The 19,984-nt window shown below is 74.6% G+C and carries 20 protein-coding genes; 14 read left to right on the top strand and 6 right to left on the bottom strand.

From position 1 onward, the window contains the following. Nucleotides 1-13 precede the first annotated feature (13 nt). The 8 genes from infB to Q1K26_RS07785 all read left to right on the top strand — a co-directional run bounded on the left by infB (nucleotide 14) and on the right by Q1K26_RS07785 (nucleotide 7,664). Nucleotides 14-3,076: a translation initiation factor IF-2 gene (gene infB, locus Q1K26_RS07820; protein WP_300008898.1), complete on the top strand. Its 3,063-nt coding sequence runs from the start codon at nucleotides 14-16 to the stop codon at nucleotides 3,074-3,076. 64 nt (nucleotides 3,077-3,140) lie between these two features. Further along, nucleotides 3,141-3,437 (top strand): DUF503 domain-containing protein, encoded by a 297-nt coding sequence (locus tag Q1K26_RS07815; RefSeq protein WP_300008897.1) that lies wholly within the window; start codon nucleotides 3,141-3,143, stop codon nucleotides 3,435-3,437. A gap of 11 nt (nucleotides 3,438-3,448) precedes the next feature. Next, a complete protein-coding gene (gene rbfA, locus Q1K26_RS07810; RefSeq protein WP_300008896.1) occupies nucleotides 3,449-3,901 on the top strand; it encodes a 30S ribosome-binding factor RbfA in 453 nt (150 codons plus the stop codon). 145 nt (nucleotides 3,902-4,046) lie between these two features. After that, a complete protein-coding gene (locus tag Q1K26_RS07805; RefSeq protein ID WP_300008895.1) occupies nucleotides 4,047-5,036 on the top strand; it encodes a DHH family phosphoesterase in 990 nt (329 codons plus the stop codon). Beyond that, a complete protein-coding gene (locus tag Q1K26_RS07800; RefSeq protein WP_363320438.1) occupies nucleotides 5,033-5,644 on the top strand; it encodes a methyltransferase domain-containing protein in 612 nt (203 codons plus the stop codon). Before Q1K26_RS07805 ends, Q1K26_RS07800 begins: the two co-directional genes overlap by 4 nt. After that, nucleotides 5,641-6,951 (top strand): MATE family efflux transporter, encoded by a 1,311-nt coding sequence (locus Q1K26_RS07795; protein ID WP_300008894.1) that lies wholly within the window; start codon nucleotides 5,641-5,643, stop codon nucleotides 6,949-6,951. The genes Q1K26_RS07800 and Q1K26_RS07795 overlap by 4 nt, the downstream gene beginning before the upstream one ends. A gap of 39 nt (nucleotides 6,952-6,990) precedes the next feature. Next, nucleotides 6,991-7,242 carry a hypothetical protein gene (locus Q1K26_RS07790; protein WP_300008893.1) on the top strand — a complete coding sequence of 84 codons (252 nt, stop codon included), beginning with the start codon at nucleotides 6,991-6,993 and terminating at the stop codon, nucleotides 7,240-7,242. Beyond that, the gene (locus tag Q1K26_RS07785; RefSeq protein ID WP_300008892.1) at nucleotides 7,239-7,664 is read left to right on the top strand and encodes a type II toxin-antitoxin system VapC family toxin; all 426 of its coding nucleotides are present in this window, start codon (nucleotides 7,239-7,241) and stop codon (nucleotides 7,662-7,664) included. Before Q1K26_RS07790 ends, Q1K26_RS07785 begins: the two co-directional genes overlap by 4 nt. 301 nt (nucleotides 7,665-7,965) lie before the next feature. On the opposite strand, the gene Q1K26_RS07780 is transcribed toward Q1K26_RS07785, so the two are convergent. The 6 genes from Q1K26_RS07780 to Q1K26_RS07755 all read right to left on the bottom strand — a co-directional run bounded on the left by Q1K26_RS07780 (nucleotide 7,966) and on the right by Q1K26_RS07755 (nucleotide 12,946). Continuing rightward, nucleotides 7,966-8,409 (bottom strand): PIN domain-containing protein, encoded by a 444-nt coding sequence (locus Q1K26_RS07780; protein WP_300008891.1) that lies wholly within the window; start codon nucleotides 8,407-8,409, stop codon nucleotides 7,966-7,968. Then, a complete protein-coding gene (locus Q1K26_RS07775) occupies nucleotides 8,381-8,608 on the bottom strand; it encodes a CopG family transcriptional regulator (RefSeq protein ID WP_300008890.1) in 228 nt (75 codons plus the stop codon). Before Q1K26_RS07775 ends, Q1K26_RS07780 begins: the two co-directional genes overlap by 29 nt. A gap of 284 nt (nucleotides 8,609-8,892) precedes the next feature. Further along, nucleotides 8,893-9,354, bottom strand: a complete 462-nt coding sequence (locus Q1K26_RS07770; protein ID WP_300008889.1) for a type II toxin-antitoxin system VapC family toxin — start codon at nucleotides 9,352-9,354, stop codon at nucleotides 8,893-8,895. Then, nucleotides 9,338-9,571: an AbrB/MazE/SpoVT family DNA-binding domain-containing protein gene (locus Q1K26_RS07765; RefSeq protein WP_300008888.1), complete on the bottom strand. Its 234-nt coding sequence runs from the start codon at nucleotides 9,569-9,571 to the stop codon at nucleotides 9,338-9,340. The genes Q1K26_RS07770 and Q1K26_RS07765 overlap by 17 nt, the downstream gene beginning before the upstream one ends. 25 nt (nucleotides 9,572-9,596) lie before the next feature. Beyond that, complete coding sequence (locus Q1K26_RS07760; RefSeq protein ID WP_300008887.1) at nucleotides 9,597-11,321, bottom strand: ABC transporter ATP-binding protein; 1,725 nt, start codon at nucleotides 11,319-11,321, stop codon at nucleotides 9,597-9,599. After that, a complete protein-coding gene (locus Q1K26_RS07755; protein ID WP_300008886.1) occupies nucleotides 11,318-12,946 on the bottom strand; it encodes an ABC transporter ATP-binding protein in 1,629 nt (542 codons plus the stop codon). The genes Q1K26_RS07760 and Q1K26_RS07755 overlap by 4 nt, the downstream gene beginning before the upstream one ends. A gap of 174 nt (nucleotides 12,947-13,120) precedes the next feature. Between Q1K26_RS07755 and truB the strand changes: the two genes are divergently transcribed. From truB to Q1K26_RS07725, 6 genes are all read left to right on the top strand, one after another. Continuing rightward, nucleotides 13,121-13,996, top strand: a complete 876-nt coding sequence (gene truB, locus Q1K26_RS07750; RefSeq protein ID WP_300008885.1) for a tRNA pseudouridine(55) synthase TruB — start codon at nucleotides 13,121-13,123, stop codon at nucleotides 13,994-13,996. Between the two features lie 125 nt (nucleotides 13,997-14,121). Beyond that, nucleotides 14,122-15,045 (top strand): bifunctional riboflavin kinase/FAD synthetase, encoded by a 924-nt coding sequence (locus tag Q1K26_RS07745; RefSeq protein ID WP_300008884.1) that lies wholly within the window; start codon nucleotides 14,122-14,124, stop codon nucleotides 15,043-15,045. 50 nt (nucleotides 15,046-15,095) lie between these two features. Then, nucleotides 15,096-15,647 (top strand): helix-turn-helix domain-containing protein, encoded by a 552-nt coding sequence (locus Q1K26_RS07740; protein WP_300008883.1) that lies wholly within the window; start codon nucleotides 15,096-15,098, stop codon nucleotides 15,645-15,647. A gap of 172 nt (nucleotides 15,648-15,819) precedes the next feature. Continuing rightward, nucleotides 15,820-16,089 carry a 30S ribosomal protein S15 gene (gene rpsO, locus Q1K26_RS07735; protein ID WP_300008882.1) on the top strand — a complete coding sequence of 90 codons (270 nt, stop codon included), beginning with the start codon at nucleotides 15,820-15,822 and terminating at the stop codon, nucleotides 16,087-16,089. A gap of 201 nt (nucleotides 16,090-16,290) precedes the next feature. Further along, nucleotides 16,291-18,531 carry a polyribonucleotide nucleotidyltransferase gene (locus Q1K26_RS07730; RefSeq protein ID WP_300008881.1) on the top strand — a complete coding sequence of 747 codons (2,241 nt, stop codon included), beginning with the start codon at nucleotides 16,291-16,293 and terminating at the stop codon, nucleotides 18,529-18,531. Then, nucleotides 18,528-19,850, top strand: coding sequence for a pitrilysin family protein (locus tag Q1K26_RS07725; protein ID WP_300008880.1), 1,323 nt, complete (start codon nucleotides 18,528-18,530; stop codon nucleotides 19,848-19,850). Before Q1K26_RS07730 ends, Q1K26_RS07725 begins: the two co-directional genes overlap by 4 nt. Nucleotides 19,851-19,984: the final 134 nt, after the last annotated feature.

The following is a 19,984-nucleotide window of genomic DNA, read 5'->3' as shown; positions in this document are numbered from 1 at the left end:
AACAAGGAGTGCAGTGGCAGGCAAGGCCCGTGTGCACGAGCTCGCGAAAGAGCTCGGCATCTCCAGCAAGCAGGTCCTGAGCAAGTTGCAGGATCTCGGGGAGTACGTGAAGTCCCCGTCCTCCACCGTCGAGGCACCCGTCGCGCGCAAGCTGCGGGAGTCGGTCTCCGGTGGGACCGCCAACGGTGACGGCCCCGCCCGTCGCCCCGGGGGAGGTGGGGCGTCGCGCAGCGGCGGTCCCGTCCCCGGTCCGCCGCGCCCCGGGCCGCGCCCGGGCCCGCCGTCGGTGGCGTCCTCGCCCGCCGAGGCTCCCGGCCGGCCGTCCTCGGCCCCCGCGTCCCCGTCCACGCCGTCCGGTGGTCGTACCGAGGCGCCGCGTCCCAGCGGTCCGCGGCCCGGTCCCCGGCCCGGCCCGGCCGCTCCCGCACGCCAGGAGCCCGCGGCCCAGGACCCGACGTCGGCCCCCGCACGCCCGGCCCGGCCCGCCGAGCAGACCCGGCCCGCCGAGCGGTCCCGTCCGGCCGAGCAGTCCCGGCCGGCCGCGCCCGCGGCCGACGCGGGATCGGCGGTCGTCCCGCCCAAGCCCAGCGGTCCGCGGCCCGGTCCCCGTCCCCCGCGGGTGGGCAACAACCCGTTCGGGGTCGGCTCCGGCGCCCCGCCGCGGGCCACCCCGCCCCGCCCCGGCCCGCCCGCGCAGGGCGGCCAGCCCGGCGCTGCGGCGCAGGGCGGTCAGGGCGGCGGTGCCCCCGCACCCGGCGGCTCCGCGCAGGGCGGTCCCCGTCCCGGTGGTCCGGGTCAGGGCGGTGCGGGTCAGGGCGGTCCGCGTCCGGGTGGCCCGCGCCCCGGCGGTCCGCGTCCCCCGTCGCCGGGCAACATGCCCCCGCGGCCGAACCCCGGCATGATGCCGGCGCGCCCGGCAGCCGGGCGTCCCGGTCCCGGCGGCCGCGGCGGTCCCGGTGGCCCCGGTGGCCGTCCCGGCGGTCCCGGTGGCCGCCCCGGTGGTCCGGGTGGCCGTCCCGGTGGTCCCGGCGGTGGCGGCGGTTTCCGCCCCGGTGGCGGCGGCCCGGGTGGTCCCGGAGGAGCCCCGGCAGGCGGCGGTTTCCGCGGTGGCCCCGGTGGCGGTGGCCGTCCCGGTGGTCCGCGCGGTCGCGGCGGTGCCGCGGGTGCGTTCGGCCGTCCCGGCGGGCCGGCCCGCAAGGGCCGCAAGTCGAAGCGGCAGAAGCGCCAGGAGTTCGACTCGATGCAGGCCCCCTCGGTCGGCGGCGTCCGCCTGCCGAAGGGACGCGGCGAGACCGTCAAGCTCGCCCGGGGAGCGTCGCTCACCGACTTCGCCGACAAGATCAACGCCAACCCGGCGTCGCTGGTGCAGGTGCTGTTCCACCTCGGTGAGATGGTCACCTCGACCCAGTCGGTCTCCGACGAGATCCTCGAGCTGCTCGGCACCGAGATGAACTACAACGTGCAGGTCGTCAGCCCCGAGGAGGAGGACCGCGAGCTGCTCGACAGCTTCTCGATCTCCTACGGCGAGGACGCGGGCGGCGAGGAGGACCTGGTCGTGCGGCCGCCGGTCGTCACCGTCATGGGTCACGTCGACCACGGAAAGACCCGCCTGCTCGACACGATCCGCAAGGCGAACGTGATGGGCGGCGAGGCCGGCGGCATCACCCAGCACATCGGCGCCTACCAGGTCGTGAGCGAGCTGGAGGGCTACGAGCGCCCGATCACCTTCATCGACACCCCGGGTCACGAGGCGTTCACCGCCATGCGTGCCCGTGGCGCGAAGTCCACGGACATCGCGGTGATCGTGGTCGCCGCCGACGACGGCGTCATGCCGCAGACGGTGGAGGCGATCAACCACGCGCAGGCGGCGAACGTGCCGGTCGTGGTGGCGGTCAACAAGATCGACAAGGAGGGCGCGAACCCGGACAAGATCCGGCAGCAGCTCACCGAGTACAACCTCGTGGCCGAGGAGTACGGCGGCGACACGATGTTCGTGGAGATCTCCGCCAAGGAGAACATCAACATCGATGCGCTCCTCGAGGCGATCCTGCTCACCGCGGACGCGGCGCTCGACCTGCGGGCCAACCCGGACATGGAGGCCCAGGGCGTCGCGATCGAGGCCCACCTCGACCGGGGCCGCGGCCCCGTGGCCACGGTGCTGGTGCAGCGCGGCACGCTGCGTGTCGGCGACTCGATCGTCGCGGGCGACGCCTCCGGACGCGTCCGGCGGATGTTCGACGAGCACGGCGAGGACATCACCGAGGCCTACCCCTCGCGTCCCGTCGCGGTCATCGGCTTCACCTCGGTGCCCGGCGCGGGCGACACCTTCCTCGTCGTCGACGAGGACCGGGTGGCCCGCCAGATCGCCGACCGCAGGCGGGCGCGCGAGCGCAACGCCGAGCTGGCCGGGCGTCGCAAGCGCGTGTCGCTGGAGGACCTCGACGAGGCCCTGAAGGAGACCAACGAGCTCAACCTGATCATCAAGGGTGACAACTCGGGAACCGTCGAGGCTCTCGAGGACGCGCTCATGAAGATCGAGGTCGGGGACGAGGTCCAGCTGCGGGTGATCCACCGCGGCGTCGGTGGCATCACCGAGGGCGACGTCAACCTGGCCATCGCCGACAACGTCATCGTCCTGGGCTTCAACGTCCGGGCCGAGGGCAAGGCGACGGAGCTCGCCAACCGCGAGGGCGTGGAGATCCGGTACTACTCGGTGATCTACCAGGCCATCGACGAGATCGAGCAGGCGCTCAAGGGCCTGCTCAAGCCCGAGTTCGAGGAGGTCCAGCTGGGCCGCGCGGAGGTCCGCCAGGTCTTCCGTTCCTCGCGCTTCGGGTCGATCGCCGGCTGCCTGGTGATGGACGGGCTGATCCGCCGCAACGCGAAGGCGCGCCTGCTGCGCGACAGCGTCGTGGTGGCGGAGAACCTCACCGTCGCGTCGCTCCGGCGGGTCAAGGACGACGTGGTCGAGGTCCGCGAGGGCTTCGAGTGCGGTCTGACGCTCGGCAACTTCAACGACGTCAAGGACGGCGACGTCATCGAGACCTACGAGCTTCGCGAGAAGCCGCGGGCCTGACCGCTCGTGAGGGCGCAGCGGTGCTCCGAGCACCGCTGCGCCCTCACGAGCTGCGGAGCTGCACATGTACGTGGGCGCGGTGGAGTTCGACGTGCTGCTCGGCGACGTGCACTCCCGGAAACAGAAGCGGTCGCTGGTGCGGCCGGTCGTCGCGGAGCTGCGGCGCCGGTTCGAGGTCGCCGCGGCCGAGGCGGGCCATCTCGACCTGCACCGGCGCGCGCTGATCGGCGTGTCGTGCGTGGCGGCCGACCACGGCCATGTCGTGGACGTGATGGCTCGGTGCGAGCGGTTCGTGGCCGCCCGGCCGGAACTGGAACTGCTCTCGGCCCGGCACCGGGTGCTCGGCCCGGAGGATGAGTAGGAGTAGCTCGGATGGTGGACCAGGCACGGGCCCGACGGCTCGCGAAGCGGATCTCGCAGATCGTGGCCGCCGCGCTGGAGCACGAGGTCAAGGACCCCCGGCTGGCGATGGTGACGATCACCGACACCCGCGTCACGGGCGACCTGCGCGAGGCCACCGTGTACTACACGGTGCTCGGCGAGACCGTCGACGCCGAGCCGGACATGGCGGGGGCGGCGGCGGCGCTGTCCAGTGCCACCGGCGTGCTGCGGTCGATGGTGGGGGCGGGCACCGGGATCCGGCACACGCCGTCGCTGGTGTTCGTCGCCGACATCGTGCCCGACGAGTCCCGCCGGATGGAGGAGATGCTCGCCCGGGCGCGGGAGTCCGACGCCGAGGTGGCCCGGCTCGCCGCAGGCGCTCGCCCCGCAGGCGATCCCGACCCCTACCGGGTGCCGCGCGAGCGCGACGTCGACGACGAGTAGCGACGACGAGCAGCGACGCCGAGCAGCGACGCCGAGTAACAACTCGGTCGCCACCTGCGACCCACCCGGGCGGAGAGGGGCGACCCCGCCGGGGCGCGACTACGCTCCGTCGGGTCCGAGGACCGTTCCGCAGGAAGGACCGCACGTGGTCGCCGATCCCGTCCGGACGGCTGCCGCGTTGCTCGCCGCGGCCGCCGACGTCACGCTGCTCGCCCACGTCCAGCCCGACGCCGACTCGCTCGGCAGCGCGCTGGCGCTGGGGATCGCGCTGCGCAGGCGGGGTGCCACGGTCCGGGTCTCCTTCGCCAGCCCGGACGCGGTGCCGGAGACGCTGCGCCCGCTCGACGTGCTCGGCCTCGTCGTGGCGCCCTCGGAGGTGCCCGAGGCTCCGGAGCTGGTCGTGGCCTGCGACGCGGCCGAGCCCGCGCGGCTGGGGGCGCTCGCCGGGCGGCTGGCCGCCGCCCGGGCGTCGGTCATGATCGACCACCACGCGTCGAACCCCGGCTTCGGCGGCGTGCAGGTGCTCGACACCGCGGCCGAGGCCACGGTCGTGCTGGTGCACCGGGTGCTGGCGGCGCTGGACGTGCCGCTCGACGTCGACGTGGCGCGCTGCCTCTACGCCGGGCTGGTCACCGACACCCGCGGGTTCCGCACCGCGGGGGCGCAGGCGCACCGGATGGCGGCCGAGCTGGTGGAGGCGGGGGTCGATCCGGAGGCGCTCGTGCGCCCGATCATGGACACCCATCCCCACGCCTGGCTCGCCGCGCTCGGTGCCGCGCTGGTGGCCTGCGAGCTCGACCCGGACGCGGCGGGCGGTCTCGGCCTGGCCCACACGGTCATCGCGGCCGAGCACGTGCGGCGCTTCCGGCCCGAGGAGGTCGACGGGGTGGTCGACATCGTCCGCACCGCGGCCGAGGCGGAGGTGGCGGCCGTCCTCAAGCAGGTCGGGGAGCGGCGCTGGTCGGTGTCGCTGAGGTCCGCGGGCGGCGTGGACGTGGCCGCCGCCGCCGGACGGCTCGGCGGTGGCGGCCACCGCGCGGCCGCGGGGTTCACCGCGGACGGCACCGCGGAGCAGGTCCTGTCCGGGTTGCGCACGGCGCTCGCGGTGCCGGCGGCGACTACGGTGCCGGGGTGAGCCCCGATCCCCCCTCCGGTCCCCGCGCCCTCGGGGCCTTCCTGTCCGCCGCGCTGCGCCGCCCGTCCACGATGGGGGCCGTGGCGCCGAGCTCGCGGCGCCTGGCGTCGGTGCTGGCCTCGATCGTGCCGCGCGACGGCGCGCCGGTCGTGGTGGAGCTCGGGCCGGGCACCGGGGCGGTCAGCGCGGTGATCGCCGGGCGGCTCCCCACCGGGGCCCGGCACCTGGCCGTCGAGCTGGACCCGGACATGGTGTCCTACCTGAACCGCACCCTCCCCGCGCTGGAGGTCGTACCCGGCGACGCCCGCGACCTCGGGAGGATCCTCACCGAGCGCGGGCTCGACCGGGCGGACGCGGTGATCTGCGGGCTGCCGTGGGCGCTGTTCCCCGACGAGGTCCAGGCCGACGTCCTCGGCGAGGTCGCCCGGGCGATCGGCGACACGGGGGCGTTCACGACGTTCGCGTACCTGCAGGGAATGGCGCTGCCCGCGGCCCGGCGGTTCCGGGCCACCCTGCGCGCCAGGTTCGACGAGGTGCTCGTCAGCGCCACGGTGTGGCGCAACGTGCCGCCCGCGTTCGTCTACGTCTGCCGCCGCCCGCGCCGGTGAGGGAGCGGGTCCCGGCCCGCGAGGTGCTGCGCCTGGCGGCACCCGCCCTGCCGGTGCTGGCCGCCGAGCCGCTGTACCTGCTGGTCGACACCGCGGTGGTGGGTCGGCTCGGGGTGGTGCCCCTGGCCGGGCTGGCGATCGCCGGGGTGCTGTTCGCGCAGGTCACGAGCCAGCTGAACTTCCTGTCCTACGGCACCACGGCCCGGGCCGCCCGGCTGCACGGGGCCGGGCGCCGCGCCGACGCCGTCGCCGAGGGAGTGCAGGCCACCTGGCTGGCGCTGGCCGTCGGGATCGGGCTGCTCGTGGTGGGCCAGCTGGTCGCCGAACCCGTGGCCGCCGCGTTCGCCGACGGCGGTCCGGTCGCCGACGCGGCGGTGTCCTGGCTGCGGGTCGCGCTGTTCGGGGCACCGCTGATACTGGTGACGCTGGCCGGCAACGGCTGGATGCGCGGCGTGCAGGACACCGTCCGGCCGCTGCGCTACGTGCTGGCCGGCAACGGGCTCTCCGCGCTCGTCTGCCCGGTGTTCGTGCACGTGCTCGGCTGGGGGTTGCCGGGGTCGGCCGCGGCGAACGTGCTCGGGCAGTCCCTCGGGGCCGGGCTGTTCCTGGCCGCGCTGTACCGCGAGCGGGGCTTCGTGGCCCCGGACCCCGCGACGATGCGGGCCCAGCTCGTGCTGGGCCGCGATCTGATCGCGCGCAGCCTGGCGTTCCAGGTGTGCTTCCTGTCCGCGGCGGCGGTCGCCGCGCGGTTCGGCGCGGCGTCGGTGGCGGCGCACCAGATCGTGCTGCAGCTCTGGTTCTTCATGGCGCTCGTGCTCGATGCCGTGGCGATCGCGGCGCAGTCGCTGGTCGGGGCGGCGCTGGGTGCCGGTGCGGTGGGGGCGGCCCGGGCGCGGGCCCTGGCGGGGCAGGTCACGCGCTACGGGCTGGTGCTCGGCGTCGGGTTCGGGGTGCTGTTCGCGGCACTGGTCGGGGTGCTCCCACCGGTGTTCACCGGGGACGCGAGCGTGCTCGCGCTGGTGCCCGTCGCCTGGTGGTTCTTCGTGGCGATGCAGCCGGTGGCCGGGGTGGTGTTCGCGATCGACGGAGTGCTGCTCGGCGCGGGCGACGCCGCGTTCCTGCGGACCTCCACGCTGGCCGCCGCGCTGCTCGGGTTCCTACCGCTGATCTGGGCGAGCCTGGTGTTCGGGTGGGGCCTGGCCGGGATCTGGACCGGTCTGACGGTGTTCATGCTGGCGCGGCTGGTGGCCGTCGGTCTGCGGGTGCGCTCGGACCGCTGGCTGGTGACCGGGGCGGTGCGGCGTTGAGCATCATGACATCTCGTTGGGTGATGCTATGATGCCGACATGCGTACCACGGTGACGCTGGACGCCGACACGGCGGCCCTCGTGCAGCAGCGGATGCGCGATCGGGGAGTCTCGTTCAAGCAGGCCCTCAACGACGCGATCCGGGAGGGGGCCGCGGCGACCCGCGGCACGCCGTTCGTGACCGAGACCGCCGATCTCGGCACGCCGACGGTCAACCTCGACCGCGCACTCGTGCTGGCCGGCGAGCTGGAGGACGACGAGCTGGTCCGGAAGCTGCGGACCCGGCGGTGAACGTCGTCGACGCGAACGTGCTGCTCTACGCGGTCAACACCGCGGCCGACCGCCACGACGAGTCGCGGTCCTGGCTGGACGGGGCGCTCAGCCGCGGCGAGGCGGTCGGCTTCAGCTGGGTCGTGCTGCTCGCGTTCCTGCGGCTCACCACGAAGGTAGGGCTGTTCCCCGTTCCGCTGTCCACCGGCGGCGCGTGTGCCCGCGTGCAGGCCTGGCTCGCCCAGCCCGCGGGCGTCGTGCTCGAACCGACGCCGCGCCACCTGACCGTGCTGGCCGGGCTGCTGCGGGACACGGGCACCGGCGGCAACCTCACGAACGACGCGCACCTGGCGGCTCTCGCGCTGGAGCACGGGGCCACCGTGATCACCTACGACTCCGGCTTCGGGCGCTTTCCCGGGGTCGACTGGCGCCCGCCGGGCTGAGGGCTCAGCGGCTCACCTCCCACACCGGCTCGGGGTCTCGCGCACCTCGCCGTCACCGGCGAACAGGACGAAGCGGTCGAAGCCGCGGGTGACTAGGGGGCGCGTCACGGCCGGCACGGTCCACCGTGAGCACGCGCTGCACGGTGTCGGCCAGCAGGTCCCGGTCGTGGCTGACGAACAGCACGCTCCTGCCCGACTCGCCGATCCGCTCCTCGAGCCAACGCTTGCCGGGGACGTCGAGGCCGAAACGTGTTCCGATGCGGTGTCCGGCTCGTCGAGCAGCAGCACCTCGTCGACGGCGTCAGGCGTCGGCCGGCAGCAGTCGCAGCGGGTGATCACCGGCGAGGACGCGGAAGTGGCGCTCGTCGACGGTCAGCACGTCCCGGTCGGACAGCCGGTTCGACAGCACCACGACCGAGGCGTCGGCGAGCCCGATGCGCAGGTCGCGATAGGTGTCCGCGATCCTGCGGGCGAGCCCGACCTCGTAGGCGGAGAAAGCGGCCAGCTCGTACACGCCGCGGGAGACCTCGTCGAGCAGGGCGAGCTGGGCGTCGACTCCGGCGAGCTTGCCGATGAGGTAGTCCAGCTCGGCCAGCACGAAGGGAGACAGGACCAGGGGGCTTGGGGCCGCCTCGAGCGCCTCGGCGCACTCCCGGTGGCGGTGCTGGTCGGGGAACAGTGCGGAGAGAAGTCCGCCGGTGTCGATCAGCACCTCGTCAGGCGCCGAACCCGTCGAGCAGTTCATCGCTCCGCTCGGCGGCATCGGGTCGACCGAGCCCGGTGCCGGGCAGCAGCGGGATCCGCGGACGGGGCCTGCGTCGTCGCTGCAGCGCGGCGTCCAGCGCTTCCCGGATGATGTCGGCCTCCGTCCGGCGCTCTTCCCGGGCTGCGGACTCCAGACGGGCCTTCAGCTCGTCGGGCAGGTAGATGGTCGTCCGCTGCATGCCATACACAGTAACATACGTCAGGCGTCGAGCAGCCGGTCCAGCGTGCGCCTGCCCAGCGTGCTCATCGCGGGGTTGGTGTCGGCGTAGTACCAGACCAGGCCCATGGCCTGCGCGAACGCCCACGCCCGGCCGCGCTCGCACTCCAGGTCGGCGCAGTCGAGTCCGCGCGGAGCAGCTCGCGCGCCTGGGTGTCGACGAGGGCGCGCGCCACCGCGGGCGGCACGTCGAGCTGGTCGGCGTGCATCGCCATCAGGCAGGTACCCGCCACGGCGTCACCACGATCACGAGGCGAGTACCACGTCGACGTCGAGGGCGCGGTAGGTGCCCAACGCGCGGCGGTCCCGGGTGACCAGCGGCACCCCGTGCTCCACGGCGGTGGCGCCGACCAGCGCGTCGTACACCGATCCACCCGACAGCCCGGCCCTCGCCAGCCCGGCCAGCAGCTCGGCGGATCGCGCGGCGGCGAGGAAACGCGAGTGCGGGAAGTTCGCGGCGAGCAGGCGGGCGACGGCCGCGGGGGTGCGGCGGGCCGGCGCGGGGAGACGGGTGAGCACCGAGTACGTCTCGAACGCCGCGTGCCCGGCCAGACCGATGCGGCGGCCCTCGACCGCCGCCCGCGCCGCCGCCCGGCCCTCGTGGTCGGCCACGCTCAGCGCGACGGCGACGCTCGTGTCGACCAGCAGCTCGGGGCCGGGGTGGTCGGGATCGGGCCGGTCGGGATCGGGCTCAGCGCTGGTCGGCATCGCGGATCTCCCGCACGGCGTCGTCGGTGAGCCGCTGCCCGGTGGACGGCACGACGAGCCATCCGTCCTCCTCGGCGAGCGTGTCGTCGGCGACGGGCCGCACCCGCAGATCCGCGCCGTCGGCCTCCACCTCCACCTCGCCCTGGGTCAGGCCGAGGCGGTCGCGCAGCTGCTTGGGGATCACCAATCTTCCGGCACTGTCGATGGTTGCCTTCATGCCTGGATCCTACCGGCCCAGATGGCTATCCACGGGGTCCCGCCCAGGCGGCCCACAGCGCCGCGTAGCTCCCGCCCGCCGCGACGAGCTCGTCGTGCGGGCCCGACTCCACCACCCGGCCCTTGTCCAGCACGACGACCCGGTCGGCCGCGGCGGCCTGGGTGAGGCGGTGGGCGATGACGATCGCGGTGCGGCCGGCCAGCGCGGCGTCGGCGGCCACCTCCAGGCGGCGGGCGCCCGCGCTGCCGGCCTCGGCGGTGGCCTCGTCCAGCACCGCGACCGCCGGGTCGGCCAGCACCAGCCGCGCCAGGGCGAGCTGCTGGGCCACAGTGGCGCCCAGCTCGTCGGCGCCGTCGCCCACGACGTCGTCGAGCCCGAGCGGGGCGCCCACGCGCTCCAGCACGGCGAGCAGTTCGACCTCGGTGGCGCCCGCGCGGGCCAGGCGCAGGTTGTCGGCCACCGTTCCGGCGAACACGTGCACCTCCTGCGTGACGACGGCGACGTGGCGGCGCAGCTGCGCCAGGTCGGCCAGCGCCACCCCGCCGATCTCGACCGAGCCCGCGGTGGGGGCCTGCACCCCGGCCAGCACGGCGCCCAGCGTGGTCTTCCCGGCCCCGCTGGGCCCGACGATCGCGACGCGCTCGCCGTCCGCGATCTCCAGGTCGACGCCGTGCAGCACCTCCGGCCCGCCGTCGTAGGCGTGCCGGATGCCGGTGAGCCGTACGCTCCCGTCCCGCGGCCGCCGGGGGGCCGCGGGCGGGGCCGGCACCGGCATGTCGGTGACGCCGACGAGCCGCGCCAGCGCCGCGCCCGCCGACTGCGCCTCGTCGAGCAGGTAGAGCAGGGCGCCGATGGGGTCGAACAGGCGCAGGAAGTACAGCACCGCGGCGGTGGCGGCCCCGACCGTCACGGCGTCGGCGCGGACCAGCCAGAACCCGGCCACGAGCAGCGCCACCACCCCGGTCAGCTCCGCGCCGTTGAGGATCGCGCCGAACTTCGACTGCGCGCGCATCGCCCGCAGCGACGCGCGCACCGCGGCGGCCGAGTGGCCCTCGATCCGGGCCAGCAGCGGGGCCCGCAGCCGGTAGGCCCGGACGGTGGCGGCCCCGCCGACCCCGGCCAGCAGCGACTGCGTGCGCACGCCCTCGGCCACCCGCTCCCGGGCGTACAGGGCGCCGGACACGCGGGCGTACCAGCGGGTGGCGAGGATCCAGACGGGCAGCGGGACGAGCCCGGCCAGCGCGAGGCGCCAGTCCAGCAGGGCGAGCCCGACCAGCGTCAGGCCGACGTCGAGGCCCGCGATGACCAGCATCGGGATGGCCTGGCGGATACCTTCGGAGATCACCGAGATGTCCCCGCTGACCCGCTGGAGCAGGTCACCGGACCCGGCCCGCTCGACGTCGGCGATCCGCACGCCCAGTGCCCGGCTCACCACGCGCTCGCGCAGCCCGGCCAGCACGATCTCCCCGAGCCGGGCCACCAGCACCGTGCCCAGCGCCGACAGCAGGGCCCGGGCGACGAGCGCGGCGAGGATCCCCAGGGCCAGCAGGTCGACGGCGCCCACGGCCCCGCGCGAGATCGCGACGTCGACGATCGCGCCGAGCAGCGGAGGGACGGCCAGGATCGAGGCGGCGGCGGCCACCAGCGTGACGACCGTGCCGGCGAGCAGGCGCCGGTGCGGGCGGACCAGCGCGCCCACCGACCGACGGGTGCGGGCGGCGGTCGCGATCGGCAGGAGGGTGTCGCTCACGCCAGCACCGCCGCCCGGTAGCGCTCGTCCTCGACGAGCTCGGCGTGGGTTCCCGCGGCGACCACCGTCGCGCCGTCGACCAGCAGGACCCGCCCGCAGCGGGCGAGCAGGGCCGGGCTGGAGGTGAGGATGACCGTGGTGCGACCGGTGCGCAGCGCGGCGATGCCCGCGGCGATGCGGAACTCGGTGGCGGCGTCGACGGCGGTGGTCGGGTCGTGCAGCACCAGGACCGGGGCGTGGGCGGCCAGCGCGCGGGCCAGGGCCAGGCGCTGGCGCTGCCCGCCCGACAGGGTGCGGCCGCGCTCGGTGAGTTCGGCGTCCAGGCCGCCGGGCAGGGCGTCGAGCACCTCGTCGGCGGCCGCCGCGGCCAGCGCCGCGGCGTCGGTGCCGGTGTTGTCCGCGACGGTGCCCTCGAACAGCGTGGCGTCGTGGCGGGCCACGAGCACGGCGCGGCGGGCCTCGTCGAGATCGACGCCCGCGAGATCGGTGCCGTCCAGGACCAGGGGGCCCGCGCCGTTGCCGGGGTCCCGGTCGCGGGCCAGCACGTCGAGCAGGGTGGCGGCGTCGGCGGCGGCGAGGGTCACCACGCCGAGGTGCTCGCCCGCGCCGACGTCGATGTCCCGTACCCGCAGCGCGCCCGCGGGCTCCGGGGGCAACACCGCGTCGCCTGCCCGGACGGCGGGCGCGGCCGCGAGCAGGGCGGCCACCCGCTCCGCCGAGCCGCGCGCCCCGGCGAGCAGCGGCCCGACGGCGGTGAGCCGCTCCAGCGGGCCGATCAGGAACTGCGCGAGCCCGACCCCGGCCACCAGCTCGCCGACGCTGATCGTGCCGTCCAGCGCCAGCCGCCCGCCGACCCACGCCACCACGACGAGGAACACCCCGGTGATGATCCCGGTCGCCGCGGTGTAGCCACCCTCGAACCGCACCGCGGCGAGCCGGGCGGTCAGGGCCTTCCGGCTGGCGCGGCGGTAGTTCTCGCCCGCCGCCGCCTCGGCCCCGATGCCCTTGATCACCCGTAGCCCCGTGACGACGTCGGTGGCGATGCCGGTGGCGGCGGCGAGCGTGCCCTGCTCGGCCTCCGCGCGCCCGACCAGCGGGCGCGCCAGCAGCCGCGACGCGACCAGCACGAGCGGCACCCCGACGAGCACCACGAGCCCCAGCAGCACCGACGCGCTGATCAGGACCACGGCGCCCCCGGCGAGCGCGGACAGCGCCGCGATCCCGCTGATGATCGCCACACACACCAGCCCGGCCCGGTCGGCGTCGGATCCGGCCAGGCTGACCAGCTCGCCCGAGCGTCCCGGCGCCCCGCCCGCCGGGTGCAACACGCGACGGGTCACGTCGAGCCGGATCCCGTGGGCGGCCTGCTTCTCGGTGCGGACCATGAGCCAGTACCCGAAGTAGGCGCTGGAGGCGAGCACGACGAACACCCCGGCCACGGCCCCGAGCCAGCGCCCCAGCGCCGAGGCGTCACCGGTGGACACGGCCAGGTCGATCACCACGCCGACGACCACCGGTACGGCCGCCTCCGAGAGCTGGTGCCCGGCGACGAGCAGGGACGCCAGCACCACGTCGCGGCGCTGGCCCCGTGCCGCGCCGCGCAGGACGGCCGAGGGGGTGGTCATGGGTGTCCGTTCGGGCGGGAGATCGATCAGTGAGCCGACACTAATCTCTCGGACCCCACGGATGCGCGGCCCTTCCGGTGAACGTCGCGCGGGCCGACGTCGACCGCCCGCGGCCGCACCCCGCCGACGCACCCGGCGGGGCGGCCGACCGCACGGCGGGGAGAATCTCCGGCCGTGAACCCCTCCGGCCTGGTGGTCGTCGACAAGCCCGCCGGTCTCACCTCGCACGACGTCGTGGCCCGGCTGCGGCGCATCCTGCGCACCCGCAAGGTCGGGCACGCCGGCACCCTCGACCCGATGGCCACCGGCGTGCTCGTCTGCGGCGTCGGTCGCGGGACCAAGCTGCTCGGGCACCTCGCGCTGGACACGAAGGCCTACACCGCCACGATCCGGCTCGGCGCCGCCACCACCACCGACGACGCCGAGGGGGAGACGCTCACCACCGCCGACGCGTCGAGCGTCACCGACCCCGCGGTGGCCGCGGGCATCGCCGCGCTCACCGGCGACCTCGCGCAGGTCCCCAGCTCGGTCAGCGCGATCAAGGTGGGCGGGCAACGGGCGTACGCGCGGGTGCGGGCGGGGGAGGACGTGGTGCTCGCGGCCCGCCCGGTCACCGTGTCGGCGTTCACCCTGCTCGCCCGCAGCGGGGCCGATCTCGACGTCGCCGTGGAGTGCACGTCCGGCACCTACGTGCGGGCGCTGGCCCGCGACCTCGGCGCCGGGCTCGGCGTGGGCGGGCACCTCACCGCGCTGCGCCGCATCCGCGTCGGCCCGTTCGTCCTCGACCACGCCCGCACGCTGGAGCAGCTGGACGCGGACCCGGCCCTGTCGCTGACCCTCGACGACGCCGTGGCCGTCGCCTTCCCGCGCCGCGACCTCGACGCGGCCGCCGCAGCCGATGTCCGGCACGGCAGGCCGCTGCCGCCCTACGGCCGGCCGGGGGTGCACGGCACGTTCGCCCCGGACGGCCGCGTGCTGGCCCTGATGCAGGACCGCGGTGAGCACGCCCGCCCGGTGGTCGTGCTGGCGCCGGCGAACGAGCCCGGCTGAGTTGCAGCAAGGCCACCTTCACGCAACGACATTGCGTGAAGGTGGCCATGCTGCAACGGGGGGTGCGGCCGGGGTCGGGGACGGGGCTGCGGCCGCCGTCCGGCATCGGGTCGTAGGCTCCGGGTGTGGAGCGCTGGCGGGGTCTGGACGGCGTGCCGACCGGATGGGGACGCAGCGTCGTCACGGTGGGTGTCTTCGACGGGATGCACCGCGGCCACCAGCAGCTCGTCGGCCACGCCGTGACGCGTGCCCGGGAACGCGGGCTGCCCGCCGTGCTCGTCACGTTCGACCCGCACCCCGCCGAACTGGTGCGGCCGGGAAGCCATCCCGCCCAGCTCACCACCCTGCGCAGGCGCGCGGACCTCGCCGCCGAGCTGGGGATCGACGCGTTCTGCGTGCTGCCCTTCACCCCGGAGCTCGCCCGCACCGAGCCCGCGGCGTTCGCCCACCACGTGCTGGTGGAGCGGTTGCACGCGGCCGTGGTGCTGGTGGGCCGCAACTTCCGGTTCGGGCACCGGGCGGCGGGCGACGTCCCGCTGCTCGTCGAGCTGGGGGAGCGTTTCGGCTTCGCCGTCGAGGGTCTCGACCTCACCGGCGACGACACCGTCACCTTCTCCTCCACCTACGTGCGTGCCTGCATCGACGCGGGCGACGTCGCCGCGGCCGCGGCGGCGCTGGGTCGCCCGCACCGCGTCGAGGGGGTCGTCGTGCACGGCGCGCGCCGCGGCCGTGACCTGGGGTTCCCCACCGCCAACATCGCCACCGCCCCCCACACCGCGCTGCCCGCCGACGGCATCTACGCGGGCCGGTTCGCGATCGGGGAGCGCGTGCTGCCCGCTGCCGTCTCCGTCGGCACCAACCCCACGTTCTCCGGCCGGGTGCGTACCGTCGAGGCCTACGTGCTCGACGTCGACGAGGACTTCTACGGCCACCAGGTCGCCGTCGACCTCGTGGCGCGGCTGCGCGGGCAGGTGCACTACGACGACATCGCGGCGCTGGTCGAACAGATGCACCGCGACGTCGCGCGGACCCGGGAACTGCTCGCGTGAGTTTGCCCGTTCGCCCACGGGCGAGGGGGTCGGGATGCCAGCATCGGTGCATGACCAGTGCTGCGCGGTCCGGGACCGGGTCGTACCCGCCCGGTGTCGTCGAGAACCGAGCCCGGCAGGCGGAGCTCTACGGGGCCCCGCTCGGCGACCGGGTGCGCAGGCTCACCACCGGCCTGCACATCACCCAGGCCCGGCTGGCCCGGGCGCTGGGGATCAGCGCCGCCATGCTCAGCCAGCTCGCGAGCGGGCGGCGGGTCAAGATCGGCGATCCGGCGGTGCTGGCCCGCCTGCTGCTGCTCGACCAGCGCTGCACCGAGCTCGGCGCACCCGCCGAGCCGATCCCGCCGCGCGCGGTGGAGGTGCTGCTCTCCGACGTCGCGCGGGCGCACTGGCAGTTCTCCCCGACCCCGCTGCCGCCCGCCCCGCCCGTCCGGCTCCGTCCGGTCGCCCCGGTCGCGCCCCCGGCGGGCGGGAGCTCCGCGGCCGACGCCCTGCGTCGCATCGCCGCGCCCGCCCGCCTCGCCGCGGCCGCCGCCACGCTCGGCCCCGGGTTCCCGGAGCTCGCCGAGGTGCTGCGACAGGCGGCGGGCCGGCCGGGCTGACCCCGTCCGGCCGCCCACCGCCCGTGCCGGGGCGGGACACCGGTCGCCGGACCGGCTGGTAACCTGGCGTACTGGGTCCGGCTGCAGTCCGTGGCGGCCGTGACCGTCTTCCGGGCGTCCCACGTGTCGACGCCCGGCCGCACGGCACCGTAGACGAAAGAGGAATCCCACCGTGGCTCTCGACGCCGCACAGAAGAAGACCGTGCTGGACCAGTACGGCACCCACGAGGGCGACACCGGGTCGCCCGAGGCCCAGATCGCGCTGCTGACCAAGCGCATCATCGACCTCACCGAGCACCTGAAGACCCACAAGCACGACCACCACTCCCGCCGCGGCCTGCTGCTGCTCGTCGGCCGCCGCCGCCGGCTCATCAAGTACCTGCGTGAGGTCGACGTCGCGCGCTACCGCTCGCTGATCGAGCGCCTGGGCATCCGCCGCTGACCTCCCGGGCCGGGCACCCTCCGGTGGCCCGGCCCGTCACAACTCCATCCACACCCCCTGCGCCCGGCAGCAGATCCGCCGGTCCTCGGTAGTGGCCGCCGGGCACCCAGTCGCGAAGGACGGGCCCCGACGGCTTCGATCGAAGGCCGGCCCGACGAGGATCACCGGGGCGGGGGCTGACATCTCACGAGGAGATGCACCTTGACCGACCCCATCGAAGACGCCGTCCACGAGACGACCGCCGTGATCGACAACGGGAGCTTCGGCACCCGCACCGTCCGGTTCGAGACCGGGCGCCTCGCGCGCCAGGCCGCCGGCTCCGTCGCCGCCTACCTCGACGACGAGACCATGATCCTTTCTGCCACCACGGCGTCGAAGCACCCCAAGGACCACCTCGACTTCTTCCCGCTCACGATCGACGTGGAGGAGCGGATGTACGCCGCGGGCCGGATCCCCGGTTCGTTCTTCCGCCGCGAGGGCCGTCCGAGCACCGACGCCATCCTCACCTGCCGGCTCACCGACCGGCCGCTGCGCCCGACGTTCGCCACCGGGCTGCGCAACGAGATCCAGGTCGTGCTGACGGTGATGAGCCTCGCGCCGCAGGACCTCTACGACGTGCTGGCGATCAACGCCGCGTCCGCGTCGACCCAGATCTCGGGCATCCCGTTCAACGGCCCGGTCGGGGCCGTGCGAGTCGCGCTCATCGACACGCAGTGGGTGGCGTTCCCGACCCATGAGCAGCTCGAGACCGCCACGTTCGACATGGTCATCGCGGGCCGGATCGCAGGCGACGACGTCGCGATCATGATGGTCGAGGCGGAGGCCACCGAGAACGTCCTCGCGCTGCGCGACGGCGGCGCCCAGGTGCCCACCGAGGCCGTGGTCGCCGCCGGCATCGACGCGGCCAAGCCGTTCCTGAAGGTCCTCTGCCAGGCCCAGCAGCAGCTGGCGCAGGTGGCGGGCAAGCCCACCGCGGACTTCCCGCTGTACCTCGACTACCAGCCCGACGCCTACGACGCGGTCACCGACGCCGGCTACGAGGACGTCGCCGCGGCGTTCACCATCGCCGGCAAGCAGGAGCGCGAGTCCCGGCTCGACGAGATCAAGGCGGGCCTGCTCGACGTGCTCGGCGAGAAGTTCGAGGGCCGCGAGAAGGAGATCGGCGCGGCGTTCCGCGCCATCACCAAGAAGGCGGTCCGGCAGCGGATCCTGCGCGACAACGTGCGCATCGACGGGCGCGGGCTCACCGACATCCGGCCCCTCTCGGCCGAGGTCGAGATCATCCCGCGGGCGCACGGATCGGCACTGTTCGAGCGCGGCGAGACCCAGATCCTGGGTGTCACCACGCTGAACATGCTGCGCATGGAGCAGCAGATCGACTCGCTGTCGCCGGTCACCCGCAAGCGCTACATGCACGACTACAACTTCCCGCCGTACTCGACCGGTGAGACCGGTCGCGTCGGCTCGCCCAAGCGCCGCGAGATCGGGCACGGCGCGCTGGCCGAGCGGGCGCTGGTGCCCGTGCTGCCCTCGCGCGAGGAGTTCCCGTACGCGATCCGCCAGGTCTCCGAGGCGCTGGGCTCCAACGGCTCCACCTCGATGGGCTCGGTCTGCGCGTCCACGATGTCGCTCTACAACGCCGGCGTGCCGCTCAAGGCGCCGGTCGCGGGCATCGCGATGGGCCTGGTCTCCGACACCGTCGACGGTGAGACGCGCTACGTCGCGCTCACCGACATCCTCGGCGCCGAGGACGCGTTCGGTGACATGGACTTCAAGGTCGCGGGCACGCCGGAGTTCGTCACGGCGCTGCAGCTCGACACCAAGCTCGACGGCATCCCGTCGGCCGTCCTCGCCGCGGCGCTGGCCCAGGCCAAGGACGCCCGCATGACGATCCTGGAGGTCATCGGCGAGGCGATCGACCGCCCGGACGAGATGAGCCGGTTCGCGCCGCGCGTCATCGCGATCAAGATCCCGGTCGACAAGATCGGCGAGCTGATCGGCCCGAAGGGCAAGATGATCAACTCGATCACCGAGCAGACCGGTGCCGACATCTCCATCGACGACGACGGCACCGTCTACGTCGGCGCGTCGGACGGCGAGTCGGCCGACGCCGCGATCGGCATGGTCAACGCCATCGCCAACCCGCAGCTGCCGAAGATCGGCGAGCGTTTCCTGGGCACGGTCGTCAAGACCGCCGCCTTCGGCGCGTTCGTCTCGCTGGTGCCCGGCAAGGACGGTCTCGTCCACATCTCGAAGCTGGGCAACGGCAAGCGGATCGCCAAGGTCGAGGACGTCGTCTCGGTCGGCTCGAAGATCCGGGTCGAGGTCACCGACATCGACAACCGCGGCAAGATCAGCCTGATCCCGGTCGAGGAGGGGGACGCCACCCCCGCGGGTGACGTCACCGCCCCCGCGGAGCCTGCCGAGGTCGCTTCCTCTTGACCGACCTCCTGACGCCGGGGACGGCCTCCGTCCCCGGCGTCTCCCGTACGGAGCTGGCCGGCGGGCTGCGGGTGCTGTCGGAGACGGTGCCCGGGGTCCGCTCGGTCTCGCTGGGCATCTGGATCGCCATCGGGTCGCGCGACGAGACCCCGGCCCAGGCAGGGGCCGCGCACTACCTCGAGCACCTGCTGTTCAAGGGCACCCGTACCCGCACGGCCGCGGGGATCGCGGAGGAGTTCGACGCCGTCGGCGGCGACCTCAACGCGTTCACCGCGAAGGAGCACACCTGCTTCTACGCGCACGTGCTCGACAACGACCTCCCGATGGCCGTCGACGTGCTCGCCGACGTCGTCACCGACGCCGTCATGGCGCCGGCCGACGTCGAGATCGAGCGTGGAGTGGTGCTCGAGGAGATCGCCATGCGCGACGACGACCCGGAGGACCTGCTCGGCGAGCTGTTCGACGAGTCGCTGTTCGGTTCCCACCCGCTGGGCCGGCCGGTGATCGGCTCGGAGTCCTCGATCCGCGGGATGGTCCGCGACACGCTCCACGACTTCTGGCGCGGCGAGTACACGACACCGCGGATGGTGGTGGCCGCGGCGGGGAACCTGGCGCACCCGCACCTCGTCGCCCTCGTCGAGAAGGCGTTCGACGCGGCCACGAGCCGGGCGGGCGCGGCGGCCCCGGCGGCGCCACGGCCGGCCGGCACGGTCGCGCTGCCACGCGGCCCCCGGCTGGTACTGCGCTGCGAGGACACCGAGCAGGCCCACCTCATGCTCGGCGTCCCCGGGGTGTCGCGGCACGACCCGCGGCGCAGCGCGCTGTCGGTGCTCAACACCGCGCTCGGCGGTGGGCCCAGCTCGCGGCTGTTCCAGCAGGTCCGCGAACAGCGCGGCCTGGCGTACTCGGTGTACTCCGGGCTCACCGGCTACACCGACGCCGGCACGTTCTGCGTCTACGCGGGCTGCGCGCCCGAACGGCTCGGCGAGGTCGCCTCGGTCGTCCGGTCGGTGCTGGGCGAGGTGGCCGCGGGCGGGCTGACCCCGGCCGAGGTGGAGCGGGCGCAGGGCAACCTGCGCGGCGGGCTGGTCCTCGGGCTGGAGGACACCCCGTCGCGGATGAACCGGCTCGGGCGTTCGGAGCTCGACCACGGCCGGCAGCGCACGCTCGCCGAGAGCCTCGGCCGGATCGCCGCCGTCACGCCCGAGCAGGTGGCGGACGTCGCGCGCGAGCTGCTCTCCGGGCCGCTCACCGCCGCGGTGGTAGGCCCCTACGACGAGGTGGACGACCTCCCGGATCCGCTCCGCGCCCTGGTCTGACCCGAATCCGCAGGTAGGTGCGCGACACGGGCCCCGAAATGAGGATGGGTGCCCTGCTGAGCTGGGAAAATGGTCTGTGCGAAGAGATCAAAGTCCCGGGCGGAAGGGCACCCATCAGATGCGGAAGATACGCG

It is taken from the genome of Pseudonocardia sp. (assembly GCF_029263155.1).
Taxonomy (GTDB): Bacteria; Actinomycetota; Actinomycetes; order Mycobacteriales; family Pseudonocardiaceae; genus Pseudonocardia.
Note: the sequence above shows the minus strand (reverse complement) of the source record. Positions and strands in the feature narration are given on the sequence as shown.